Source organism: Streptomyces sp. DSM 120436 (assembly GCF_055778765.1).
The window spans coordinates 949,322-972,338 of sequence record NZ_JBSKBS010000002.1 but is presented as its reverse complement, the minus strand read 5'-3'; the positions used below and the strand labels follow the sequence as shown (position 1 = coordinate 972,338).

General features: G+C 68.8%; 14 protein-coding genes, 3 rRNA genes and 1 pseudogene. 14 read left to right on the top strand and 4 right to left on the bottom strand.

Annotation, left to right across the window (positions count from 1 at the left end; genetic code table 11):
* Positions 1-61: 61 nt before the first annotated feature.
* A pseudogene (locus ACWH4W_RS26400) lies at positions 62-331 on the bottom strand (aquaporin); the annotation flags it as partial.
* A 327-nt stretch (positions 332-658) separates the two neighbouring features.
* Between ACWH4W_RS26400 and ACWH4W_RS26395 the strand changes: the two are divergent.
* On the top strand, positions 659-1,468 hold the full coding sequence (locus ACWH4W_RS26395; RefSeq protein WP_473078341.1) for a M15 family metallopeptidase: 810 nt from the start codon (positions 659-661) through the stop codon (positions 1,466-1,468).
* Positions 1,469-1,517: 49 nt separating this feature from the next.
* Positions 1,518-2,048 carry an NUDIX domain-containing protein gene (locus ACWH4W_RS26390; protein ID WP_473078340.1) on the top strand — a complete coding sequence of 177 codons (531 nt, stop codon included), beginning with the start codon at positions 1,518-1,520 and terminating at the stop codon, positions 2,046-2,048.
* Between the two features lie 9 nt (positions 2,049-2,057).
* Here ACWH4W_RS26390 and ACWH4W_RS26385 read toward each other — a convergent pair whose 3' ends face one another.
* On the bottom strand, positions 2,058-4,355 hold the full coding sequence (locus ACWH4W_RS26385; protein ID WP_473078339.1) for a glycoside hydrolase family 31 protein: 2,298 nt from the start codon (positions 4,353-4,355) through the stop codon (positions 2,058-2,060).
* A gap of 213 nt (positions 4,356-4,568) precedes the next feature.
* On the opposite strand from ACWH4W_RS26385, the gene ACWH4W_RS26380 reads away from it, so the two are divergent.
* Positions 4,569-6,545 (top strand): acetoacetate--CoA ligase, encoded by a 1,977-nt coding sequence (locus ACWH4W_RS26380; RefSeq protein WP_473078338.1) that lies wholly within the window; start codon positions 4,569-4,571, stop codon positions 6,543-6,545.
* 99 nt (positions 6,546-6,644) lie between these two features.
* On the top strand, positions 6,645-7,535 hold the full coding sequence (locus ACWH4W_RS26375) for a hypothetical protein (RefSeq protein WP_473078337.1): 891 nt from the start codon (positions 6,645-6,647) through the stop codon (positions 7,533-7,535).
* A 59-nt stretch (positions 7,536-7,594) separates the two neighbouring features.
* Here ACWH4W_RS26375 and ptsP read toward each other — a convergent pair whose 3' ends face one another.
* Complete coding sequence (gene ptsP, locus ACWH4W_RS26370) at positions 7,595-9,265, bottom strand: phosphoenolpyruvate--protein phosphotransferase (protein ID WP_473078336.1); 1,671 nt, start codon at positions 9,263-9,265, stop codon at positions 7,595-7,597.
* Positions 9,266-9,342: 77 nt separating this feature from the next.
* The gene (locus ACWH4W_RS26365; protein ID WP_473078335.1) at positions 9,343-9,792 is read right to left on the bottom strand and encodes a PTS sugar transporter subunit IIA; all 450 of its coding nucleotides are present in this window, start codon (positions 9,790-9,792) and stop codon (positions 9,343-9,345) included.
* A 573-nt stretch (positions 9,793-10,365) separates the two neighbouring features.
* On the opposite strand from ACWH4W_RS26365, the gene ACWH4W_RS26360 reads away from it, so the two are divergent.
* The 10 genes from ACWH4W_RS26360 (at position 10,366) to ftsR (ending at position 22,944) form a co-directional block, all read left to right on the top strand.
* Positions 10,366-11,895: ribosomal RNA gene (locus ACWH4W_RS26360) — 16S ribosomal RNA — on the top strand.
* A 298-nt stretch (positions 11,896-12,193) separates the two neighbouring features.
* A 23S ribosomal RNA gene (locus tag ACWH4W_RS26355) occupies positions 12,194-15,317 on the top strand.
* A gap of 90 nt (positions 15,318-15,407) precedes the next feature.
* Positions 15,408-15,524 (top strand): 5S ribosomal RNA (rrf, locus tag ACWH4W_RS26350).
* Together the 16S, 23S and 5S rRNA genes form the textbook arrangement of a ribosomal RNA operon.
* A gap of 109 nt (positions 15,525-15,633) precedes the next feature.
* A complete protein-coding gene (clsA, locus tag ACWH4W_RS26345) occupies positions 15,634-16,242 on the top strand; it encodes a cardiolipin synthase ClsA (protein WP_473078334.1) in 609 nt (202 codons plus the stop codon).
* Between the two features lie 111 nt (positions 16,243-16,353).
* A complete protein-coding gene (locus ACWH4W_RS26340; RefSeq protein ID WP_106415212.1) occupies positions 16,354-18,849 on the top strand; it encodes a mannose-1-phosphate guanyltransferase in 2,496 nt (831 codons plus the stop codon).
* Positions 18,850-18,960: 111 nt separating this feature from the next.
* Entirely contained in the window at positions 18,961-19,863 is a 903-nt protein-coding gene (locus tag ACWH4W_RS26335; protein ID WP_473078333.1) for a DUF881 domain-containing protein, read from the top strand.
* Positions 19,860-20,192 carry a small basic family protein gene (locus ACWH4W_RS26330; protein WP_031181996.1) on the top strand — a complete coding sequence of 111 codons (333 nt, stop codon included), beginning with the start codon at positions 19,860-19,862 and terminating at the stop codon, positions 20,190-20,192. The genes ACWH4W_RS26335 and ACWH4W_RS26330 overlap by 4 nt, the downstream gene beginning before the upstream one ends.
* 5 nt (positions 20,193-20,197) lie before the next feature.
* Complete coding sequence (locus tag ACWH4W_RS26325; protein WP_473078332.1) at positions 20,198-21,175, top strand: DUF881 domain-containing protein; 978 nt, start codon at positions 20,198-20,200, stop codon at positions 21,173-21,175.
* A gap of 61 nt (positions 21,176-21,236) precedes the next feature.
* Complete coding sequence (locus tag ACWH4W_RS26320; RefSeq protein WP_473078331.1) at positions 21,237-22,163, top strand: FHA domain-containing protein; 927 nt, start codon at positions 21,237-21,239, stop codon at positions 22,161-22,163.
* 40 nt (positions 22,164-22,203) lie between these two features.
* Positions 22,204-22,944 carry a transcriptional regulator FtsR gene (gene ftsR, locus ACWH4W_RS26315; RefSeq protein WP_473078330.1) on the top strand — a complete coding sequence of 247 codons (741 nt, stop codon included), beginning with the start codon at positions 22,204-22,206 and terminating at the stop codon, positions 22,942-22,944.
* Positions 22,945-23,017 lie beyond the last annotated feature (73 nt).

The window sequence follows — 23,017 nt, the reverse complement described above, 5'->3', positions numbered from 1 at the left end:
GACGGACGCGGCCCGCGCGCCCGCCGGCCGGAGCACGAGCCGCCGTACGACGGTCCGGTCACCCGGCCCCGTAGACCGGAACCGTGTCCCACCCGCCGGTGCGGACGGCGACCCCGGGGGTGACCGCGGGGTTGAGGCGGCCCCCGGACAGCGGGGCGGCGGTGTACGCGCCGGCCGTCACGCCGAAGCCCCGGCCGAACGCGATGACCACCCAGCCGGCGTCCTTCGCCTTCGAGTGGTCGAGGACGACGGCGGCGACCACGCCGGCGCCGAAGAGGAGGAGCATGACGGTGCCGACGACCTCGCCGACGCATATGTCCCCGTTGGTCATGGCGGCTCCTGGGCCGGGCCCGGGACGGCCGGCCCCGGACCTCACGTGCAGGGTGCGTTTCCCGTGCCGACTTCTGCCGGAGACAGGGGGATCCGCGCCCCGCCCGGCATCCGCGACGAGCGTGCCGTCGCAGCCGCACCGCCCGTGGGGGAGTCCTGGCGCCGGTGGGACGCCGGCCGTGGCGCGCCGAATTGCGCCGGGATGCACGACGATGCCGACGGACACCGGAAGTGTTCACCGGCGTCCGGGAAGCGTCGAGGTCGGTGACGGAACGGGTCGGGGCGCCTGCTTCCGTACGACCGTCCCCGTCTGATAGATGCAGAGGACATGACACATTCACCGCGCGCGGTACGCGCCCTGGTCACCGCCCTCGCCGCCCTGCTCACCGCGACCACCATCGCCGCGCCCGCCCGGGCGACGCCCGAACCCAAGGCGCCCCGCGACTTCGTGGCCCTCCACAGCGTCGACCCGACGATCCTGCACGAGATCCGCTACGTCACCCCGCACACCTTCCTCGGCGAGCCCGTCGACGGTTACCGGCAGCCCCTGTGCATCCTCACCCGCCCCGCCGCCGAGGCACTCCGCACCGCCCAGCGACGGCTGCTGCCGCAGGGCTACTCCCTGAAGGTCTACGACTGCTACCGCCCGCAGCGCGCCGTGGACCACTTCGTGCGCTGGGCCGAGGACCTCGACGACCAGACCATGAAGGCCGAGTTCTACCCGAACGTCGACAAGACCCGCCTGTTCGCCGACGGGTACATCGCGGAGAAGTCCGGCCACAGCCGCGGCTCCACCGTCGACCTCACCCTCGTCGAGCTCCCCGCCCGCCCCACCCGGCCCTACCGCCCGGGCGAACCCCTCACCCCCTGCTTCGCGCCGAAGGACGAGCGGTTCCCCGACAACTCCGTCGACATGGGCACCGGTTACGACTGCTTCGACACCCTCAGCCACACTCTCGACCCGAGGATCACGGACGAGCAGCGGGCCCACCGGATGCTGCTCAAGAACACCCTGGAGGACCTCGGCTTCGTGAACCTCGCCGAGGAGTGGTGGCACTACACCTTCAAGCCCGAGACCTACCCGGACACCTACTTCGACTTCCCCGTGGCCCGCAGGTCCCTCGCCGGCCACCGTTGAACCGCCCTCCCCTCAGACGCCCCGTCCGCCATCGGATACAGTCCCGCGCGTGTCCGATACTCACGTTCCCAACTCCGCGGTGAACTCCCACTGTTCGTCCTGCGGCACACCCTACGGAGAGGGCGTCTCCGGCTGGCCGCGCACCTGCCCCGCCTGCGGCGCCGTCGCCTACCGCAACCCGCTCCCCGTCGCCGTGGCCCTCCAGCCCGTGTACGACACCCAGGGCACGGCCCTGGTCGTCGTCACCCGGTCGATCCCGCCCGCCAAGGGCGGCACCGTCCTGCCCGGCGGCTACATCGACCACGGTGAGGACTGGCGCCGGGCCGTCGTCCGCGAACTCGAGGAGGAGACCGGCCTCGACGCGGCCGGCCGCGACGTCCGGCTCGCCGACGCCATGAGCGCCCCCGACGGCCACCTGCTGCTCTTCGGGCTGCTGCCCGAGCGCCCGGCGGACGACCTGCCCGTCTCCGCGCCCACCGACGAGACCGAGGGCACGCACCTGCTGCGCCGCCCCGAGGAACTCGCCTTCCCCCTGCACACCGTGGCCGTGCGCGCCTTCTTCGAGGGCCGCTACCTCTGATCCGGACCGCTACGTCCGGCCTCCGGACCGGCCGAGCCCGCGGACGCGTACCGGCCGGGACGGCTCCCGCGCGCCGCCCTCCCTCTCCCGCCGGACGACGACCCGCGGGCCCGACCAGGTCACCGAGTACCGCTCGACCTCCGGCTCCGCCCCCTCGTCCCCGCCGTCCGGCACCACCGGCCCGCCCCCGCTCCGGCCCGGGGCGGGCGCCCACACCTCCAGCTCCGTCCCCCCGTCCTCCCCGCGTACCGGGACCACCGCGCCCGCCCGCGCGAACACGGGTATCCGCTCCAGCGGGGCGTCGGCCAGCACCGTCGCCGGCCCCTCGTACACCCGCTCCGTCGCCGTGTCGTACCACCGTCCGCGCGGCAGCCGCACCTCCCGCCGCTCCGCGCCCGGCTCCAGCACCGGCGCCACGAGCAGCGCGTCCCCCAGCAGGAAGGCGTCCTCGCAGTCCCGCAACGCCCGCTCCTCCGGCGCCGCCCACCACAACGGCCGCACACAGGGCGCCCCGGTCCGCCGCGCGAGATGCGCCAGCGTCACGAAGTACGGCAGCAGACGCCGCCGCTCGCCCAGCGCCGCACGCGCGTGCTCCAGCACCCCCGCGCCGTACTCCCACGGCCCGTCACCCGCCGCAGTGGCCGCAACCGTACGCAGCAACGGCAGGTACGCGCCCAACTGCAGCCGCCGCGCGTACAGTTCAGGCGAACCGTCCTTGCCGCCGACGACGACGTCCGGCCCCGAGAACGGCACCCCGCACAGCCCGAGCCCCAGCACCAGCGCGAGCGACGCCCGCAGTCCGGGCCACCCCGCGGCCCCCTCGCCGGACCACACCCCGCCGTACCGCTGGAGCCCCGCCCACCCGGACCGGGACAGCACCAACGGCCGCCCGCCGTCGACGGCTTCGTCCCGCAGCCCTTCGGACGCCGCCCTGGCCAGGCACAGCGCGTACACGTTGTGCGTCTCCCCGCCGACCGGCGCGGGCGAGTCGAGCGTGTGCCACACCCCCGCGAAGCCCTGTTCCGTCCGCTCCGCGTACCAGCCGCCCCACCAGGTCCGCACGCGCGCGTCGGTGAGGTCCGGGAACACCGCCTCGCCACGCCGGCCCGCCGCGCGCACCACCTCCCCGGAACCGTCCCGCACGAAGGCGTCCCGGCGCGTCCCCTCCTCGTACACCGCGCCGCCCGGCACGGCCCGCACGGCCGGGATCACCACCGACACCAGCCGGACCCCCTCGCGCCGCAGCTCGTCCGCGAGCACCGGCAGCTTCGGGAAACGGTCCTGGTCGACGGTGAACGCCCGGCGGCCGTCCAGGTGACCGTCCCCCAGATGCACCGCCTCCAGCGGCAGCCCGCCCTCCTGGTGCCCGGCGACGACCCGCCGCACGTCGTCCTCCCCGCCGGCGCCCTCCCGCACATGGTGGTGGCCGAAGGCCCACGCGGGCGGCAGCGCCGGCGCCCCGGTCAGCGAGGCCCACGCCAGCAGGACCCGCGCCGGCGTGCCCACCACCACCCAGCCGCGCACCGGACCACCCGCCACGCGCAGCTCGCTCGTGCCCACCCGGTCGTGCCCGGAACCGGCGCCCTCCGCGCCCTCCCGCAGCGTCACCGTGCCGTCCCACGGGTTGTCGACGAACAACAGATGCGTGCCCGCGTCGGCCACCACCAGCTGCACGGGCATCGACACCGGGGCCGGGCCCCCCGCGCCCTCGGCGGCCCGCCCGACGACGCCGTTCCCCAGCCGGTGGGTGCCGTCCCGCAGCCGCGGCCCCTCAGCCCGGCCACCCAGACCGAAGAAACGGGCGTCCGCCGGCACCTCCGCACGCTGCATCCAGCACGCCGGACCCCCGTCCGCCGGCTCCCACCACCGCGGCGGCAGATCCCGCCGCAGCATCACACCCCCGGGCGTGAGCACCTCCAGCGCGCCGTGCCGTGACACCGCGACCGTCACCCGCTCGGCCACCACCCGCCAGCCGCCGTCCGTGTCCGGCTCCAGCGCGGCCCGCGGGTCCGGTTCGGGACACGCACCGGCCAGCGCGTACGACGGCTCCGGGCCCGCCCCGTCCCAGCCCCAGAACACCGCGCCGTTCACCGCCACGAGGATCCGCAGCTCCGAGCGGCCGAACCGGATCACACCCCCGCCCGGACCAGGCTCCACCTCCCGCACGGTCCCCGGCACCCGCGCCCGCACCGGCCCGGTGGCGTCCGCCCCCCGCCTGCGCCACGCTGCTCGTACGGCACGCGGTCCCCGTGCCGCTCCCGCCCCGCCGACCGACCACCACGAACGCACCAGGCCACGACCGTTCATGTTGCTCACCCTGCCATCGACCGCGCCCCGCAGACGTGGCGTTCAACTCCCGTTCACCCGTGATCGGACCACATCCTCACGACAGGGACTATGCGGGGGGCGCCCTGGTGCGGAAGTCGATCACATGGCATCGTCCCTGTCAGCCGCGTCACGCGCACACCCCAGCCCGTGCGCGGAGGACGCACACGACGCGCACAGTCCGGGAGCCGCCCCATGTCGACCGTGAACCCCCAGCCGCTCTGGCAGCCGACACCGGAACGTATCGCCGAGGCCCGCATCACCCGGTTCCAGGCCTGGGCCGCCGAGCACCACGGCGCCCCCGCCGACGGCGGTTACGCGGCGCTCCACCGGTGGTCCGTGGAGGAGCTGGAGACCTTCTGGAAAGCGGTCACCGAGTGGTTCGACGTCCGCTTCGCCACGCCGTACGAGCGCGTCCTCGGCGACCGCTCCATGCCCGGCGCCCAGTGGTTCCCCGGAGCGACCCTCAACTACGCCGAGCACGCCCTGCGCGCGGCCGACTCCCGCGCGGACGAGCCCGCCCTGCTCCACGTGGACGAGACCCACGACCCCCGCCCCGTCACCTGGGCCGAACTGCGCCGCCAGGTCGGCTCCCTCGCCGCCGAGCTCCGCGCCCTCGGCGTACGGCCCGGCGACCGCGTCAGCGGCTACCTGCCGAACATCCCGCAGGCCGTCGTCGCCCTCCTCGCCACCGCGGCCGTCGGCGGCGTGTGGACCTCCTGCGCCCCTGACTTCGGCGCCCGCAGCGTCCTCGACCGCTTCCAGCAGGTCGAACCGGTCGTCCTGTTCACCGTCGACGGCTACCGCTACGGCGGCAAGGAACACGACCGCCGCGACACCGTCGCCGAACTCCGCCGCGAACTGCCCACCCTGCGCGCCGTCGTGCACATCCCGCTGCTCGGCACCGACGCCCCTGACGGCGCCCTGGAATGGTCCGCCCTCACCGCCGCCGACACCGGACCGGTCTACGAACAGGTGCCCTTCGACCACCCGCTGTGGGTGCTCTACTCCTCCGGCACCACCGGACTGCCCAAGGCCATCGTGCAGTCCCAGGGCGGCATCCTCGTCGAACACCTCAAGCAGCTCGGCCTGCACTGCGACCTCGGCCCCGAGGACCGCTTCTTCTGGTACACCTCGACCGGCTGGATGATGTGGAACTTCCTCGTCTCCGGCCTCCTCACCGGCACCACCGTCGTCCTCTACGACGGCAGCCCCGGCCACCCCGACACCGGCGCCCAGTGGCGCATCGCCGAACGCACCGGAGCCACCCTCTACGGCACCTCCGCCGCATACGTCATGGCCTGCCGCAAGGCCGGCGTCCACCCCGCGCGCGACCACGACCTGTCCGCCGTGACGTGCGTCGCCACCACCGGCTCACCCCTGCCGCCCGACGGCTTCCGCTGGCTCCACGACGAGTTCGCCGAGAGCGGGGACGACCTGTGGATCGCCTCCGTCAGCGGCGGCACCGACGTCTGCTCCTGCTTCGCCGGAGCCGTCCCCACCCTCCCCGTCCACGTCGGCGAGCTCCAGGCCCCCTGCCTCGGCACCGACCTGCAGTCCTGGGACCCCAGCGGCAAGCCCCTCACCGACGAGGTCGGCGAACTCGTGGTCACCACCCCCATGCCGTCCATGCCGATCCACTTCTGGAACGACCCCGACGGCAGCCGCTACCACGATAGCTACTTCGACACCTACCCCGGCGTCTGGCGCCACGGCGACTGGATCACCCTCACCTCGCGCGGCTCCGTCGTCATCCACGGCCGCTCCGACTCCACCCTCAACCGCCAGGGCGTCCGCATGGGCTCCGCCGACATCTACGAGGCCGTCGAACGCCTCCCCGAGATCAAGGAGTCCCTCGTCGTCGGCATCGAACAGCCCGACGGCGGCTACTGGATGCCGCTCTTCGTCCACCTGGCGCCCGGCGCCACCCTGGACGACGACCTCACCGACCGCATCAGGAAGACCATCCGCACCCAGCTCTCGCCCCGGCACGTCCCCGACGAGATCATCGAGGTGCCCGGCATCCCGCACACCCTCACCGGCAAGCGCATCGAGGTCCCGGTCAAGCGCCTCCTCCAGGGCACCCCGCTGGAGAAGGCCGTCAACCCCGGCTCCATCGACGACCTCGACCTGCTCGCCCCCTACCAGGAACTGGCCCGCACCCGCCCCTGAGCCGCCCCGGACCGGTCACGCCGCGTCTCCTCCTCCGCCCGTTGTCAGTGCCGCCGATTACGGTGAGTGAGCATTGATCGACCGTGCAGAGGGGGAGACATGGCGTACACCGACCACCGGACCCTGCGACGCGTCCTGCGCCGCGAGATCGCCGGCACCATCGGCGTGCTGACCGACGAACACGACTTCCGCGCCATGCGGCGCTACGACAGCTTCGCCTTCGAAGACCACGCCACCTACCTGAAACACGTGGAAGCGGTCCTGCGCACCCGCGCCCTCCAGGGCAGCCACACCACGGTGGCCCTCTTCGACCCCGAGGAGTACGCCGAGTACTGCGCGCACCACGGCCTCGACCCCGACAGCCACGTCAGCCGCACCCGCTTCACCGCCGAACGCGCGGCCACCGGACCCGCCGTCCCCTACGACGGCCGCCCCTTGGCCGACCTCATGACCACCCTCGTCGACGAGGCCGTCCGCCGCGCCACTTGGGAATACGCCACCGCACTCCTCGCCCGCCTCGGCCCCTGCGCCTCCTGCGGCGAGGACCTCGGACACGCGGCCTTCGCCCGCGCCTCCCGCCTCGTCACCCGCATCCTCGACACCGCCCCACCGGGCGACCGCCACCTCGTCTGCAGCGTCTTCGGACCCCCCGAATCGCTCGTCGCCGTCCTGCACGCCGACGACACCGACGACGGCGTACGCATCGACGAGACCGAGGCCCTGGAGTTCACCACCGTCCTGGCCGTCGGCCTCGCCACCGCGAGCCCCGGCGGCCTCGTGATGCGCGCCAGCACCCCGGGCGAACCCGACCGCGTCCACGGCTGGCGCCTGCGCTCCCACGGACTCGTCCCGCTCACCGCCGGAGAGGTCTTCGACGCCTACTGCACCGACGCCGAGACGGGCGAGATCATCCCGCCCGAATCCAACGTGGACTACTGCGCGTCACCCGACCTCACCGACGCCGACCCCGGCCCGGACCACCAGCACTGACCGCACAGCACAAGGGGCGCCCCACCGAAGTGGAGCGCCCCAGGCACGTTCAGGGAGGACTACTCGCCCGACAGCACCGCCTGCGCCGCGTTCCGCGCCTCCTCCGCGCTGTCCGCGGCCCGAGCGGCAGCGGCTGCCCGCTCGCACTGCGCCAGCGTGAACTTCGCCAGCGACGCCCGCACGTACGGAATCGACGCCGCACCCATCGAGAGCGAGGTGACACCCAGCCCCGTCAGCACACACGCCAGCAGCGGATCCGCAGCGGCCTCACCGCACACACCACAGCTCTTGCCCTCGGCCCGTGCCGCCTCGGCGGACAGCGCCACCAGGTCGAGCAGCGCCGGCTGCCAGGGGTCCTGCAGTCGGGACACCGCACCCACCTGACGGTCCGCGGCGAACGTGTACTGCGCGAGGTCGTTCGTACCCAGCGACAGGAACTCCACCTCCCGCAGCACCGAGCGCGCCCGCAGCGCCGCCGAGGGGATCTCGACCATGGCGCCGTACTTCGCGCGCAGCCCCGCCTCCCGGCACGCGTCCGCGAAGGCCTTCGCGTCGGTCCGGTCCGCCACCATCGGGGCCATCACCTCGAGGTGCACGGGCAGCCCCTCCGCGGCCTTGGCCAGCGCCGTCAGCTGGGTGCGCAGCACCTCGGGGTGGTCGAGCAGGGTCCGCAGGCCCCGCACGCCCAGCGCCGGATTCGGCTCGTCGCCCGGGGTGAGGAAGTCCAGCGGCTTGTCCGCGCCGGCGTCCAGCACCCGCACCACGACACGCCCCTCGGGGAACGCCTCCAGCACCTGCCGGTACGCCTCGACCTGCTTCTCCTCGGACGGAGCGCTCCTGCTGTCGTCCAGGAACAGGAACTCGGTCCGGAACAGACCGACGCCCTCGGCGCCCGCCTCGACCGCCGCGGCCACATCGGCCGGCCCGCCGATGTTCGCCAGCAGCGGCACCTTGTGCCCGTCCGCCGTCGCACCCGGCCCGGTCGCCGCCGCCAGCGCGGCCTTACGCTCCGCGGCCGCGGCCTCCAGAGCGGCCCTGCGCTCCTCGGCCGGGTCCACGAAGACCTCGCCCGAGCTGCCGTCGACCGCTATCAGCGTGCCCTCGGCGATCTCACCGGCCCCCGGCAGCGCCACGACCGCCGGCACACCCAGCGCACGCGCCAGGATCGCGCTGTGACTGGTGGGCCCGCCCTCCTCGGTCACGAAGCCGAGCACCAGCGTGGGGTCCAGCAGCGCCGTGTCCGCCGGCGCGAGATCCCTCGCCACCAGCACGTACGGCTGGTCGCTGTCCGGTACGCCCGGCATCGGCACGCCGAGCAGCCGCGCCACGATGCGGTTGCGCACGTCGTCCAGGTCGGCCACCCGGCCCGCCAGGTACTCGCCCGCGTTGGCCAGCAGCTCGCGGTACGCGGCGAACGCGTCGTAGACCGCGCGCTCGGCCGAGCTGCCCACGGCGATGCGCCGCTCCACGTCGGCCATCAGCTCCGGGTCCTGCGCCATCAGGGCCTGCGCCTCGAGCACCGCCTGGGCCTCGCCCCCGGCGAGGTTCCCGCGCGCGGTCAGATCGGCCGCGACCGCCTCCACGGCCTGACGGGCGCGCTGCTGCTCGCGCTCCGCCTCTTCCGCCGGGATCTGCTTGGCCGGCGGCTCCAGCACCGCCGTGCCCATGTGCCGAACCTCGCCGATCGCCACACCGTGGCTCACGCCGACGCCTCGCAGCGTTGTCTCCATCTCACCCGTCTCCGGTAAAGCGGCGGGTCGCGCCGCAGCGTCCGATGTTTCTGTGCCGTCGCGGGGACGGCGTCACGTCACTTCCAGAGGAAGAGCGCGTCGCCCGCCTTCACGTCGCCCTCTTCGCGGAGCTCGGAGAGGGCGTCCGCCGTGGCCTCCAGCGCCACGACCGGGCACACGGGGGACTTGCCGGAGGCCTCGACGGCGGCCGGGTCCCAGCGCACGATGCTTTGTCCGCGCGTCACGGTGTCGCCCTTGTTGACGAGCACCTCGAAGCCCTCGCCGTTGAGCTGGACGGTGTCGATGCCGAGGTGGGTGAGCACGCCGTGCCCGCTCTCGTCGACGACGACGAACGCGTGCGGGTGCAGAGAGACGATCACGCCGTCGACGGGGGAGACGGCCTCGGAAGGCTCCCGCACGGGGTCGATCGCGGTGCCCGGGCCGACCATGGCCCCGGAGAAGACCGGATCGGGCACGGACGCCAGTCCGATGGCGCGTCCTGCAAGCGGGGACGTCACGGTGGTCATGGGAAGCCTCCCAAGAAGTGGAGATCTGTACGAGCGCCGTCACTGGCTGTCTCCGGCGTGCTGTTCAGCAGGGTATGTCATGAGACGTACCGGTTCCGGGGGACAGGTCCAGATCCGTGGTCCAGACAAGAGGTCTAGACCATGCACCCTAATCGATTTGCACGTGGTCGGCGACCCCGTGTACAGTCTTAAACCTGCCTGGGGTTGAGGGGTGCGGTCACGCGTCCAGGACCCGGCAGCAATCCAACTTGTCAGATCCTGTCTCTGGGTTTCTTTCCGCATGCTTGCGGAGCGGTGGTCAGAGGGCCGGAAAAACACTGGTAGAGTTGGAAACATCGAAGGGAAGCGCCCGGAGGAAAGCCCGAGAGGGTGAGTACGAAGGAAGCGTCCGTTCCTTGAGAACTCAACAGCGTGCCAAAAGTCAACGCCAGATATGTTGATACCCCGTCCGTCCGGTCCTGCCGGATGGTCGAGGTTCCTTTGAAGAAAACACAGCGAGGACGCTGTGAACGTCGGGACTATTCCTCCCGATGTTCCGCTCTCGTGATGTGTGCACCCGATCACGGGTAAACATTCACGGAGAGTTTGATCCTGGCTCAGGACGAACGCTGGCGGCGTGCTTAACACATGCAAGTCGAACGATGAACCTCCTTCGGGAGGGGATTAGTGGCGAACGGGTGAGTAACACGTGGGCAATCTGCCCTGCACTCTGGGACAAGCCCTGGAAACGGGGTCTAATACCGGATACTGATCATCTTGGGCATCCTTGGTGATCGAAAGCTCCGGCGGTGCAGGATGAGCCCGCGGCCTATCAGCTTGTTGGTGAGGTAATGGCTCACCAAGGCGACGACGGGTAGCCGGCCTGAGAGGGCGACCGGCCACACTGGGACTGAGACACGGCCCAGACTCCTACGGGAGGCAGCAGTGGGGAATATTGCACAATGGGCGCAAGCCTGATGCAGCGACGCCGCGTGAGGGATGACGGCCTTCGGGTTGTAAACCTCTTTCAGCAGGGAAGAAGCGAAAGTGACGGTACCTGCAGAAGAAGCGCCGGCTAACTACGTGCCAGCAGCCGCGGTAATACGTAGGGCGCGAGCGTTGTCCGGAATTATTGGGCGTAAAGAGCTCGTAGGCGGCTTGTCACGTCGGTTGTGAAAGCCCGGGGCTTAACCCCGGGTCTGCAGTCGATACGGGCAGGCTAGAGTTCGGTAGGGGAGATCGGAATTCCTGGTGTAGCGGTGAAATGCGCAGATATCAGGAGGAACACCGGTGGCGAAGGCGGATCTCTGGGCCGATACTGACGCTGAGGAGCGAAAGCGTGGGGAGCGAACAGGATTAGATACCCTGGTAGTCCACGCCGTAAACGGTGGGCACTAGGTGTGGGCGACATTCCACGTCGTCCGTGCCGCAGCTAACGCATTAAGTGCCCCGCCTGGGGAGTACGGCCGCAAGGCTAAAACTCAAAGGAATTGACGGGGGCCCGCACAAGCGGCGGAGCATGTGGCTTAATTCGACGCAACGCGAAGAACCTTACCAAGGCTTGACATACACCGGAAAGCATCAGAGATGGTGCCCCCCTTGTGGTCGGTGTACAGGTGGTGCATGGCTGTCGTCAGCTCGTGTCGTGAGATGTTGGGTTAAGTCCCGCAACGAGCGCAACCCTTGTCCCGTGTTGCCAGCAGGCCCTTGTGGTGCTGGGGACTCACGGGAGACCGCCGGGGTCAACTCGGAGGAAGGTGGGGACGACGTCAAGTCATCATGCCCCTTATGTCTTGGGCTGCACACGTGCTACAATGGCCGGTACAATGAGCTGCGATACCGCGAGGTGGAGCGAATCTCAAAAAGCCGGTCTCAGTTCGGATTGGGGTCTGCAACTCGACCCCATGAAGTCGGAGTCGCTAGTAATCGCAGATCAGCATTGCTGCGGTGAATACGTTCCCGGGCCTTGTACACACCGCCCGTCACGTCACGAAAGTCGGTAACACCCGAAGCCGGTGGCCCAACCCCCTTGCGGGGAGGGAGCTGTCGAAGGTGGGACTGGCGATTGGGACGAAGTCGTAACAAGGTAGCCGTACCGGAAGGTGCGGCTGGATCACCTCCTTTCTAAGGAGCACTTCTAGGCTGCCTCGGCAGTCCAGAGGCCAGCATGCGGGCGAACGTCTCGCACTGGTTGCTCATGGGTGGAACGTTGACTACTCGGCACACTTGGCCTGCTTGTCTTCCTAGTACTGCTTCGGCGTGGAACGGAATGAGGAGAGGGTGAGGGTGTCGGGCACGCTGTTGGGTGTCTGAGGGAATGAGTTTCCTTCAGTTGCCGGCCCCAGTGCACTCGAGTGTCATGCTCGGGGTGATGGGTGGTTGGTCGTTGTTTGAGAACTGCACAGTGGACGCGAGCATCTGTGGCCAAGTTTTTAAGGGCGCACGGTGGATGCCTTGGCACCAGGAACCGATGAAGGACGTGGGAGGCCACGATAGGCCCCGGGGAGTCGTCAACCAGGCTTTGATCCGGGGGTGTCCGAATGGGGAAACCCGGCAGTCGTCATGGGCTGTCACCCGCTGCTGAACACATAGGCAGTGTGGAGGGAACGCGGGGAAGTGAAACATCTCAGTACCCGCAGGAAGAGAAAACAACCGTGATTCCGGGAGTAGTGGCGAGCGAAACCGGATGAGGCCAAACCTACGACGTGTGAGACCCGGCAGGGGTTGCGTCGTGGGGGTTGTGGGATCTCTCTTTCATGGTCTGCCGGCCATGAGACGAGTCAGAAACCGTTGATGTAGGCGAAGGACATGCGAAAGGTCCGGCGTAGAGGGTAAGACCCCCGTAGTCGAAACGTCAGCGGCTCGTTTGAGAGACACCCAAGTAGCACGGGGCCCGAGAAATCCCGTGTGAATCTGGCGGGACCACCCGCTAAGCCTAAATATTCCCTGGTGACCGATAGCGGATAGTACCGTGAGGGAATGGTGAAAAGTACCCCGGGAGGGGAGTGAAATAGTACCTGAAACCGTGTGCCTACAAGCCGTGGGAGCGTCGGAGCGAGGCTTGCCTTGCTCTCGTGACTGCGTGCCTTTTGAAGAATGAGCCTGCGAGTTTGCGGTGTGTTGCGAGGTTAACCCGGGTGGGGAAGCCGTAGCGAAAGCGAGTCCGAACAGGGCGCTGTAGTAGCACGCTCAAGACCCGAAGCGGAGTGATCTAGCCATGGGCAGGTTGAAGCGGAGGTAAGACTTCGTGGAGGACCGAACCCACCAGGGTTGAAAACCTGGGGGATGACCTGTGGTTAGGGGTGAAAGGCCAATCAAACTCCGTGATAGCTGGTTCTCCCCGAAATGCATTTAGGTGCAGCGTCGTGTGTTTCTTGCCGGAGGTAGAGCACTGGATAGGCGATGGGCCCTACCGGGTTACTGACCTTAGCCAAACTCCGAATGCCGGTAAGTGAGAGCGCGGCAGTGAGACTGTGGGGGATAAGCTCCATGGTCGAGAGGGAAACAGCCCAGAGCATCGACTAAGGCCCCTAAGCGTACGCTAAGTGGGAAAGGATGTGGAGTCGCAGAGACAACCAGGAGGTTGGCTTAGAAGCAGCCACCCTTGAAAGAGTGCGTAATAGCTCACTGGTCTAGTGATTCCGCGCCGACAATGTAGCGGGGCTCAAGCGTACCGCCGAAGTCGTGTCATTGCGATATGTACCCCCAACGGGGATCGTGATGGGTAGGGGAGCGTCGTCTGCCGGGTGAAGCAGCCGCGTAAGCGAGTTGTGGACGGTTGACGAGTGAGAATGCAGGCATGAGTAGCGATTCACACGTGAGAAACGTGTGCGCCGATTGACTAAGGGTTCCTGGGTCAAGCTGATCTGCCCAGGGTAAGTCGGGACCTAAGGCGAGGCCGACAGGCGTAGTCGATGGATAACCGGTTGATATTCCGGTACCCGCTGTGGAGCGTCAAACATCGAATCCAGTGATGCTAAGCCCGTGAAGCCGCCGGCTGAGTCTTCGGACGAGGTCGGAGTGGTGGAGCCGGTGACCCGAGCTGGTAGTAGGTGAGTGATGGGGTGACGCAGGAAGGTAGTCCATCCCGGGCGGTGGTTGTCCCGGGGTAAGGGTGTAGGACGTCAGGTAGGCAAATCCGCCTGGCACGTAGTCTGAGACCTGATGCCGAGCCGATTGTGGTGAAGTGGATGATCCTATGCTGTCGAGAAAAGCCTCTAGCGAGTTTCATGGCGGCCCGTACCCTAAACCGACTCAGGTGGTCAGGTAGAGAATACCGAGGCGTTCGGGTGAACTATGGTTAAGGAACTCGGCAAAATGCCCCCGTAACTTCGGGAGAAGGGGGGCCACACCTGGTGAGGGGCTTTACGCTCTGAGCTGGGGGTGGCCGCAGAGACCAGCGAGAAGCGACTGTTTACTAAAAACACAGGTCCGTGCGAAGCCGTAAGGCGATGTATACGGACTGACGCCTGCCCGGTGCTGGAACGTTAAGGGGACCGGTTAGCTCACTTTCGGGTGGGCGAAGCTGAGAACTTAAGCGCCAGTAAACGGCGGTGGTAACTATAACCATCCTAAGGTAGCGAAATTCCTTGTCGGGTAAGTTCCGACCTGCACGAATGGCGTAACGACTTCTCGACTGTCTCAACCATAGGCCCGGTGAAATTGCACTACGAGTAAAGATGCTCGTTTCGCGCAGCAGGACGGAAAGACCCCGGGACCTTTACTACAGTTTGATATTGGTGTTCGGTTCGGCTTGTGTAGGATAGCTGGGAGACTGTGAAGCCTGGACGCCAGTTCGGGTGGAGTCGTCGTTGAAATACCAGTCTGGTCGTGCTGGATGTCTAACCTGGGTCCGTGATCCGGATCAGGGACAGTGTCTGATGGGTAGTTTAACTGGGGCGGTTGCCTCCTAAAGGGTAACGGAGGCGCCCAAAGGTTCCCTCAGCCTGGTTGGCAATCAGGTGTTGAGTGTAAGTGCACAAGGGAGCTTGACTGTGAGACCGACGGGTCGAGCAGGGACGAAAGTCGGGACTAGTGATCCGGCGGTGGCTTGTGGAAGCGCCGTCGCTCAACGGATAAAAGGTACCCCGGGGATAACAGGCTGATCTTCCCCAAGAGTCCATATCGACGGGATGGTTTGGCACCTCGATGTCGGCTCGTCGCATCCTGGGGCTGGAGTCGGTCCCAAGGGTTGGGCTGTTCGCCCATTAAAGCGGTACGCGAGCTGGGTTTAGAACGTCGTGAGACAGTTCGGTCCCTATCCGCTGTGCGCGTAGGAGTCTTGAGAAGGGCTGTCCCTAGTACGAGAGGACCGGGACGGACGAACCTCTGGTGTGCCAGTTGTTCTGCCAAGGGCATGGCTGGTTGGCTACGTTCGGGAGGGATAACCGCTGAAAGCATCTAAGCGGGAAGCCTGCTTCGAGATGAGGACTCCCACCCACTTGATGGGGTAAGGCTCCCAGTAGACGACTGGGTTGATAGGCCGGATATGGAAGCACGGTAACGTGTGGAGTTGACCGGTACTAATAGGCCGAGGGCTTGTCCTCAGTTGCTCGCGTCCACTGTGTTGGTTCTGAAACCACGAACAACCCCATGCCATGGTCACGGCATGCGGCCGGTTGTCAGTTTCATAGTGTTTCGGTGGTCATAGCGTAGGGGAAACGCCCGGTTACATTCCGAACCCGGAAGCTAAGCCTTACAGCGCCGATGGTACTGCAGGGGGGACCCTGTGGGAGAGTAGGACGCCGCCGAACTTCTTTTACAGCTCCGGCTCTTGGGCGAACAGCCCGAGAGCCGGAGCTTTTTCGCGTTGCGGTAGGGTCAGGGAGCATCGTAGAAACGTTTCCCACAGGAGGATCCCGGGTGGAGGTCCAGGAGACACGGGTCCAGACGGACCGTGTCCTCACCATCCCGAACATGCTCAGCATGGCGCGGCTCGTCGGCGTACCCCTGTTCCTCTGGCTGATTCTGCGGCCGGAGTTCGGCGGGCCGAAGAGCGACGGCTGGGCGCTCCTGGTGCTGGCCTTCAGCGGCGTCAGCGACTACCTGGACGGCAAGCTCGCCCGTCGGTGGAACCAGATCAGCAGCCTCGGCCGGCTGCTCGATCCCGCGGCCGACCGGCTCTACATTCTCTCGACCCTGGTCGGACTCACCTGGCGGGAGATTCTGCCGCTCTGGCTGACCGTCGTGCTGCTGGCCCGGGAGCTGGTCCTCCTGGTCATGGTGGGCGTCCTGCGGCGCCACGGCTATCCGCCGCCGCAGGTGAACTTCCTGGGGAAGGCCGCGACCTTCAACCTGATGTATGCCTTCCCGCTGCTCCTGCTCAGTGACGGAAGTGGCTGGATCTCATCACTCGCTGCGATTTTCGGCTGGGCGTTCGCCGGATGGGGTACAACCCTCTATTGGTGGGCAGGAGTGCTGTATGTGGTCCAAGTCCGCCGCTTGATCCGTGCGGACACCATGGCCGATTGACTCGCTTCTTCACGCGCAACGTGGCGCGCGATGTCCCATGCTGGATAAGTGTGCGGCAAACCAGGCGGGTGTCGGCCAGACCGTCGTCTCTTCGAGGAGGACGCTTCCGACATGAAGGCCGTCGTGATGGCCGGGGGCGAAGGCACCCGTCTTCGCCCCATGACCTCAAGCATGCCCAAGCCGCTCCTGCCGGTGGCCAACCGGCCGATCATGGAGCATGTTCTGCGGCTGCTCAAAAGGCACGGGCTCAACGAAACCGTTGTGACTGTCCAGTTCCTTGCCTCACTCGTCAAGAACTACTTCGGTGACGGCGAGGAGCTCGGGATGGAGCTCACGTATGCCAATGAGGAGAAGCCACTCGGTACCGCCGGGAGCGTCAAGAACGCAGAGGAGGCGTTGAAGGACGATGCCTTTCTCGTCATCTCCGGCGATGCCCTCACGGACTTCGACCTCACCGAGCTGATCAATTTTCACAAGGAAAAGGGCGCCCTGGTCACGGTCTGCCTGACCCGCGTGCCCAACCCACTGGAATTCGGCATCACCATCGTCGACGACGAGGGCAAGGTCGAGCGCTTCCTCGAGAAGCCCACCTGGGGCCAGGTCTTCTCCGACACGGTGAACACCGGCATCTACGTCATGGAGCCGGAGGTCTTCGACTACGTCGAGCCCGACGTCCCCGTCGACTGGTCCGGTGACGTCTTCCCGCAGCTGATGAAGGAAGGCAAGCCCATCTACGGCTATGTCGCCGAGGGCTACTGGGAGGACGTCGGCACCCACGAGAGCTACGTCAAGGCGCAGGCCGACGTCCTCGAGGGCAAGGTCGACGTCGACCTCGACGGGTTCGAGATCTCGCCCGGCGTGTGGGTCGCCGAGGGCGCCGAGGTGCATCCCGACGCCGTGCTCCGCGGACCGCTCTACATCGGCGACTACGCCAAGGTCGAGGCCGGCGCGGAGATCCGCGAGCACACGGTCGTGGGCTCCAACGTCGTGGTCAAGAGCGGCGCCTTCCTGCACAAGGCCGTGGTGCACGACAACGTGTACGTCGGCCCGCACAGCAACCTGCGCGGCTGCGTCGTCGGCAAGAACACCGACATCATGCGCGCCGCGCGGATCGAGGACGGCGCGGTCATCGGTGACGAGTGCCTGATCGGTGAAGAATCGATCGTCCAGGGCAATGTGCGGGTCTACCCGTTCAAGACCATCGAGGCCGGCGCCTTCGTCAACACATCGGTGATCTGGGAGTCCCGCGGCCAGGCGCACCTCTTCGGCGCCCGTGGCGTTTCCGGCATCCTGAACGTCGAGATCACCCCCGAGCTCGCCGTCCGCCTCGCCGGCGCCTACGCGACGACCCTGAAGAAGGGGTCGACCGTCACCACGGCCCGCGACCACTCCCGAGGCGCCCGGGCCCTGAAGCGCGCGGTCATCTCCGCGCTCCAGGCCAGCGCCATCGACGTACGCGACCTGGAGAACGTGCCCCTGCCCGTGGCCCGGCAGCAGACCGCGCGGGGCAGCGCCGGCGGCATCATGATCCGCACCACGCCGGGCGTGCCCGACTCCGTCGACATCATGTTCTTCGACGGGCAGGGCGCCGACCTGTCGCAGGGCAGCCAGCGCAAGCTGGACCGCGTCTTCGCGCGGCAGGAGTACCGGCGTGCCTTCCCCGGGGAGATCGGCGACCTGCACTTCCCGGCGAGCGTCTTCGACTCCTACACCGGGTCGCTGCTGCGCAACGTCGACATCACCGGTATCGCCGAGTCCGGGCTGAAGGTCGTCGTCGACGCGTCGAACGGCAGCGCCGGCCTGGTCCTGCCCAGCCTGCTCGGCAAGCTGGGCGTCGACTCGCTGACCATCAACCCCGGTCTGGACGAGTCCCGGCCCACCGAGACGGCCGACATGCGCCGCGCAGGCCTGGTGCGGCTCGGGGAGATCGTGGCGTCCTCCGGGGCGGCCTTCGGCGTGCGGTTCGACCCCGTCGGCGAGCGGCTGTCGCTGGTCGACGAGAAGGGGCGGATCGTCGAGGACGACCGGGCGCTGCTCGTCATGCTCGACCTGGTCGCCTCCGAGCGGCGCAGCGGCCGCGTCGCACTGCCGGTGACCACCACGCGGATCGCCGAGCAGGTGGCGGCGTACCACGGCACGCAGGTGGAGTGGACGACCACGTCGCCCGACGACCTCACCCGTGTCGGCCGCGAGGAAGGGACGATCTTCGGCGGCGACGGCAAGGGCGGCTTCATCGTCCCCGAGTTCAGCGGCGTCTACGACGGCACCGCGGCGTTCGTCCGGCTCATCGGGCTGGTCGCGCGGACCCAGCTGACGCTGAGCCAGATCGACGCCCGGATCCCGCGGGCGCACGTCCTCAAGCGCGACCTGGCGACCCCGTGGGCCGTCAAGGGCCTCGTCATGCGGCGGGTCGTCGAGGCGGCCGGAGACCGCTACGTGGACACCACCGACGGCGTGCGCGTGGTGGAGGCCGACGGACGCTGGGTCATGGTGCTGCCCGACCCGGCCGAGGCCGTCACCCACCTGTGGGCCGAGGGGCCCGACGACGCCTCCGCGCAGGCGCTCCTCGACGAGTGGTCGGCGATCGTGGACAGCGCGGGCAGGTGACCGTCCCGTAGCGGACGCAGTGACCGGCGGCGTGCCGGACCGGAGTCCCGGAAGGGGCCCGTCCGGCACGCCGCCGGGTCTGTTCGGAAGTACGGGGCGAGGCGTGCGACGATGTGCGGCATGCCGCTGCAACCCCCCGTTCGGAGCACACCCGCGCGGCCCGCGCGCCCGGACGCGTCCATGTCGTTGATCACCAACGTGATGGACCACAGTCTCGACGACGGCTACGCCGAGGCCGCCGCCCGGAAGCGGAGCGAGGGGACCGGCGGCATGCCGAAGACCCTGAGGGCGAAGCTCGGTCTGGCCGTGGGGCTGGTCCTCGCCGCGTGCGTCGTCACCGTCGGCGCGGCCCAGGCCCGCGTCGCCGCTCCGGTCGTCGCCAAGGAGCGCGAGGAGCTGATCGACCGGATCGACGAGGAGACCGCGGCCGCCGACCGGCTCGAGGAGAGCATCGACGAGCTGCGCGCGGAGGTCAGCGCACGGCAGCGGGAGGCGCTGAGGGACAGCGGCGGTGACCGGTCGACGCTCATGGGCATCCTGTCGGGCGCCACGCCCGTCCACGGACCGGGCGTGCGGCTCGTGGTGAACGACGCCGAGGGCAGCGGCGGCGGCGGTGACGGCGACCCCCGCTCCACCTCCGGGTTCTCCGACACCGGGCGGGTCCGGGACCGCGATCTGCAGCGGGTGGTCAACGGGCTCTGGGAGTCCGGCGCGGAGGCCGTCTCCATCAACGGGCGGCGGTTGACCGCCCTGTCGGCGATCCGGGCCGCGGGAGACGCGATACTGGTCGACAACAAGCCGCTGGTACCGCCGTACACGGTGCTCGCGGTGGGGGACGGCGAGGAGCTCGGCGACCGGTTCCAGAACAGCGCCGACGGGCTGTACCTGCACGTCCTGCAGGAGAACTACGGCATCCGGACGGCCCTGTCCGCGGAGGACGACGTCCGGCTGCCCGCCGCAACGAGTGTGACCGTACGAACCGCACAGCCGATAACCGAGAAGGACACATCGTGATCGCCGTACTGGGCCTCATCGTGGGAGTGGTGGCCGGCCTGTTGGTCCGGCCCGAGGTGCCGGCGGTCGTCGAGCCCTACTTGCCGATCGCCGTCGTCGCCGCGCTGGACGCCGTGTTCGGCGGCCTGCGGGCCATGCTCGACGGGATCTTCGACGACAAGGTCTTCGTGGTGTCGTTCCTGTCGAACGTCGTCGTGGCCGCGCTGATCGTGTTCCTCGGCGACGAGCTGGGCGTGGGTGCGCAGCTCTCCACGGGTGTGGTCGTCGTCCTCGGTATCCGCATCTTCTCCAACGCCGCGGCGATCCGCCGGCACGTGTTCCGGGCGTGAGGCCGATGAGCGAGCGCGAACAGCCCGAGACGACGCGCCCGGCGGTGACCCCGCCGCGGACCGCCCCCCATACGCCTGCGTCCGTCCCCGGCACGCCGCCCCCGGCCGGGCTGCGCCGGGAACTGCCCGCGGAGGTGCCCCCGGCCGCGCCGGTGAGGAACGGCGGGACCGAGGTGCCCCCCGCGTCCCACCCGTCCGAGGCGTTCCAGCCGCGTCAGGCGCCCGCGGAGCCCGTCGCCGACGAGCCGGGCGGGCCCGCGTTGACCGGGCGGCAGCGGCTCGTGAACGGGCTGTGGCCGCCGCGCGTGACCCGGGCCCAACTGATCGTCGCCCTGCTGCTGTTCGGACTGGGGTTCGGTCTCGCCGTCCAGGTCGCCTCCACCAGCGACACGGACGGTGCGCTGCGCGGCGCGCGCCAGGAGGATCTTGTGCGCATCCTCGATGAACTCGACGACCGTACCGAGCGTCTTGAAGACGAGAGGCAGGGTCTCGAGAAGCAGCGGGAGGAGCTGGAGAACAGCTCCGACCAGGCCGAGGAGGCGCGCAGGCAGACGATCGAGAAGGAACGGCAACTCGGCGTCCTCGCGGGCACCGTGGCCGCGCAGGGGCCCGGCATCGAGATGACCGTGGAGGACACGAAGGGGATGGTCGAGTCGGACATGCTGCTCGACGCCGTCCAGGAGCTGCGCGCCGCGGGCGCGGAGGCGATCCAGGTGAACGGGGTGCGCGTGGTGGCCGGCACGTATCTGTCGGACGCGGACGGCGGAGTCTCCGTGGACGGGAACAAGATCAAGTCCCCGTATCGTTTCAAGGTCATCGGCAAGCCGCAGGACCTGGAACCGGCGCTCAACATCCCCGGAGGCGTGGTGCAGACGCTTGAGAAAGAACAGGCCACCGTTACCGTGGAGCGGTCGGACAAGATCGTTGTGGACGCCTTGCGAGCGCCGGAGCGGCCTGACTACGCTCGGTCGTCCTCCCGGTGAACCGGGGGTGCATGGGGGGTGTCCGGCCAGGGCATGAGGTTGCGGGGGGTCGGCGCACCGAATGGGTGGTGCGTGGTGGAAACTGTCTGGCGGAGGCGGACGTTGTGAGGATGTCCGGGTCGGCCAATGTGTTCAGTCAGGGTTCGTCCTGCCCCACGGGCGGGTCTGTTTCGGTCAAGGGGAATCGCCCGTGAAGTTGTTTGGGAAGTTGTTCGGCAAGCGCGCGCGGCGAGAGGACGGCGACAGCGCGACCGCTCGTCACCGCGCACAGCCCGGTGCGGAACACCAGCGTCCGCTGTTCCGGGACGAGGCCGGCGGGGCCTTCGTCGACCCTGCGCAGTCGGGCGGCATAGGTTCTGGACAGCCGTCGGGCCCAGGTGCGGGCGGAGGCTACTCCGACCCGTACGCGTCCCCCGCCCCCGGCGGGCAGCCGCGGCAGGAGGATCCGTCCATGTCGGCCCTGGTGTGTTCGAGGTGCGGCAACCGCAACGCGGAGAACAGCCGTTTCTGTTCCCACTGCGGTGCGCCGCTGAAGCCGGGCGTCACCCCGGAGCGTCCCTCCGAGACGACGTCCACGATCTCCATCTCCGGTCTCGAGGCCTATGACTCCGAGACCACGGGGCAGACCCAGCTGCCCGCGCTCTCCCCGGAGGCGCAGGCGGCCGTCGACGCGCTGCCGGTGGGCTCGGCCCTGCTGGTCGTGCGCCGCGGGCCGAACTCGGGCAGCCGCTTCCTGCTGGACGGCGACCTGACCACGGCCGGGCGTCACCCGCAGAGCGACATCTTCCTCGACGACGTGACGGTCTCCCGCCGTCACGTCGAGTTCCGCCGCAGCCCGGACGGCTCGTTCACCGTCGCCGACGTCGGCAGCCTGAACGGCACCTACGTCAACCGCGAGCGGATCGACCAGGTCGCCCTGTCCAACGGCGACGAGGTGCAGATCGGCAAGTACCGGCTGGTCTTCTACGCGAGCCAGCGGGGCTACTGACCCTCCCCGGGCACGGCCCGGGGAGCTCCAGGAAGGGTCCATGCAGCAAACACCGAGCGGCGGTGCCGGCGACGGCGCCGCCGCCACGGACACCGGACTGCTGAGCATCGGTGCGGTGCTGAACGTGCTGCGCGATGAGTTCCCCGAGGTCACCATCTCCAAGATCCGCTTCCTGGAGTCGGAAGGGCTCGTCGAACCGCGCCGCACCCCGTCGGGGTACCGCAAGTTCAGCGCGGAGGACGTCGAGCGTCTCGGCCATGTGCTGCGCATGCAGCGCGACCACTACCTGCCGCTCAAGGTGATCCGGGAGCACCTGGCGGCCATGGAGCGCGGCGAGGCCGGCCCGTTGCCGGCGCTGAGCCGTCCGGGTGACGGGGAGGACCCCGCCGAGTGCGCCCAGGACAGGCCCACGGCGGCCCGCATCGGGCGCAGCCAGCTGCTTGCCGCCGCCGGGGTGGACGAGCAGCGGCTCGCCGAGTGGGAGTCGTACGGACTGCTCACCGCGGTGGGTGAGGACGTGTACGACGCGGAGGCGGTCACCGTCGCCGGTCTCCTCACGGAACTGGGGCGGTACGGGATCGAGCCGCGCCATCTGCGGGCCATGAAGGCGGCCGCCGAGCGGGAGGCCGGGCTGGTGGAGCAGGTCGTCGCGCCGCTGCGGCGCCACCGCAACCCGCAGACCAGGGCCCACGCCGAGGACCGCACCAAGGAACTGGCCGGCCTCACGACGAAGCTGCACGCGGCGCTGGTGGGGTCGGTGCTGGGGGTGCGGCTGCCCTGAGAGGGCAGCACAGCCCGGCCGGATCGGCCACCTGATCCCGGCCCGACTACCCAAACGTCCCGGGCACGGCCTA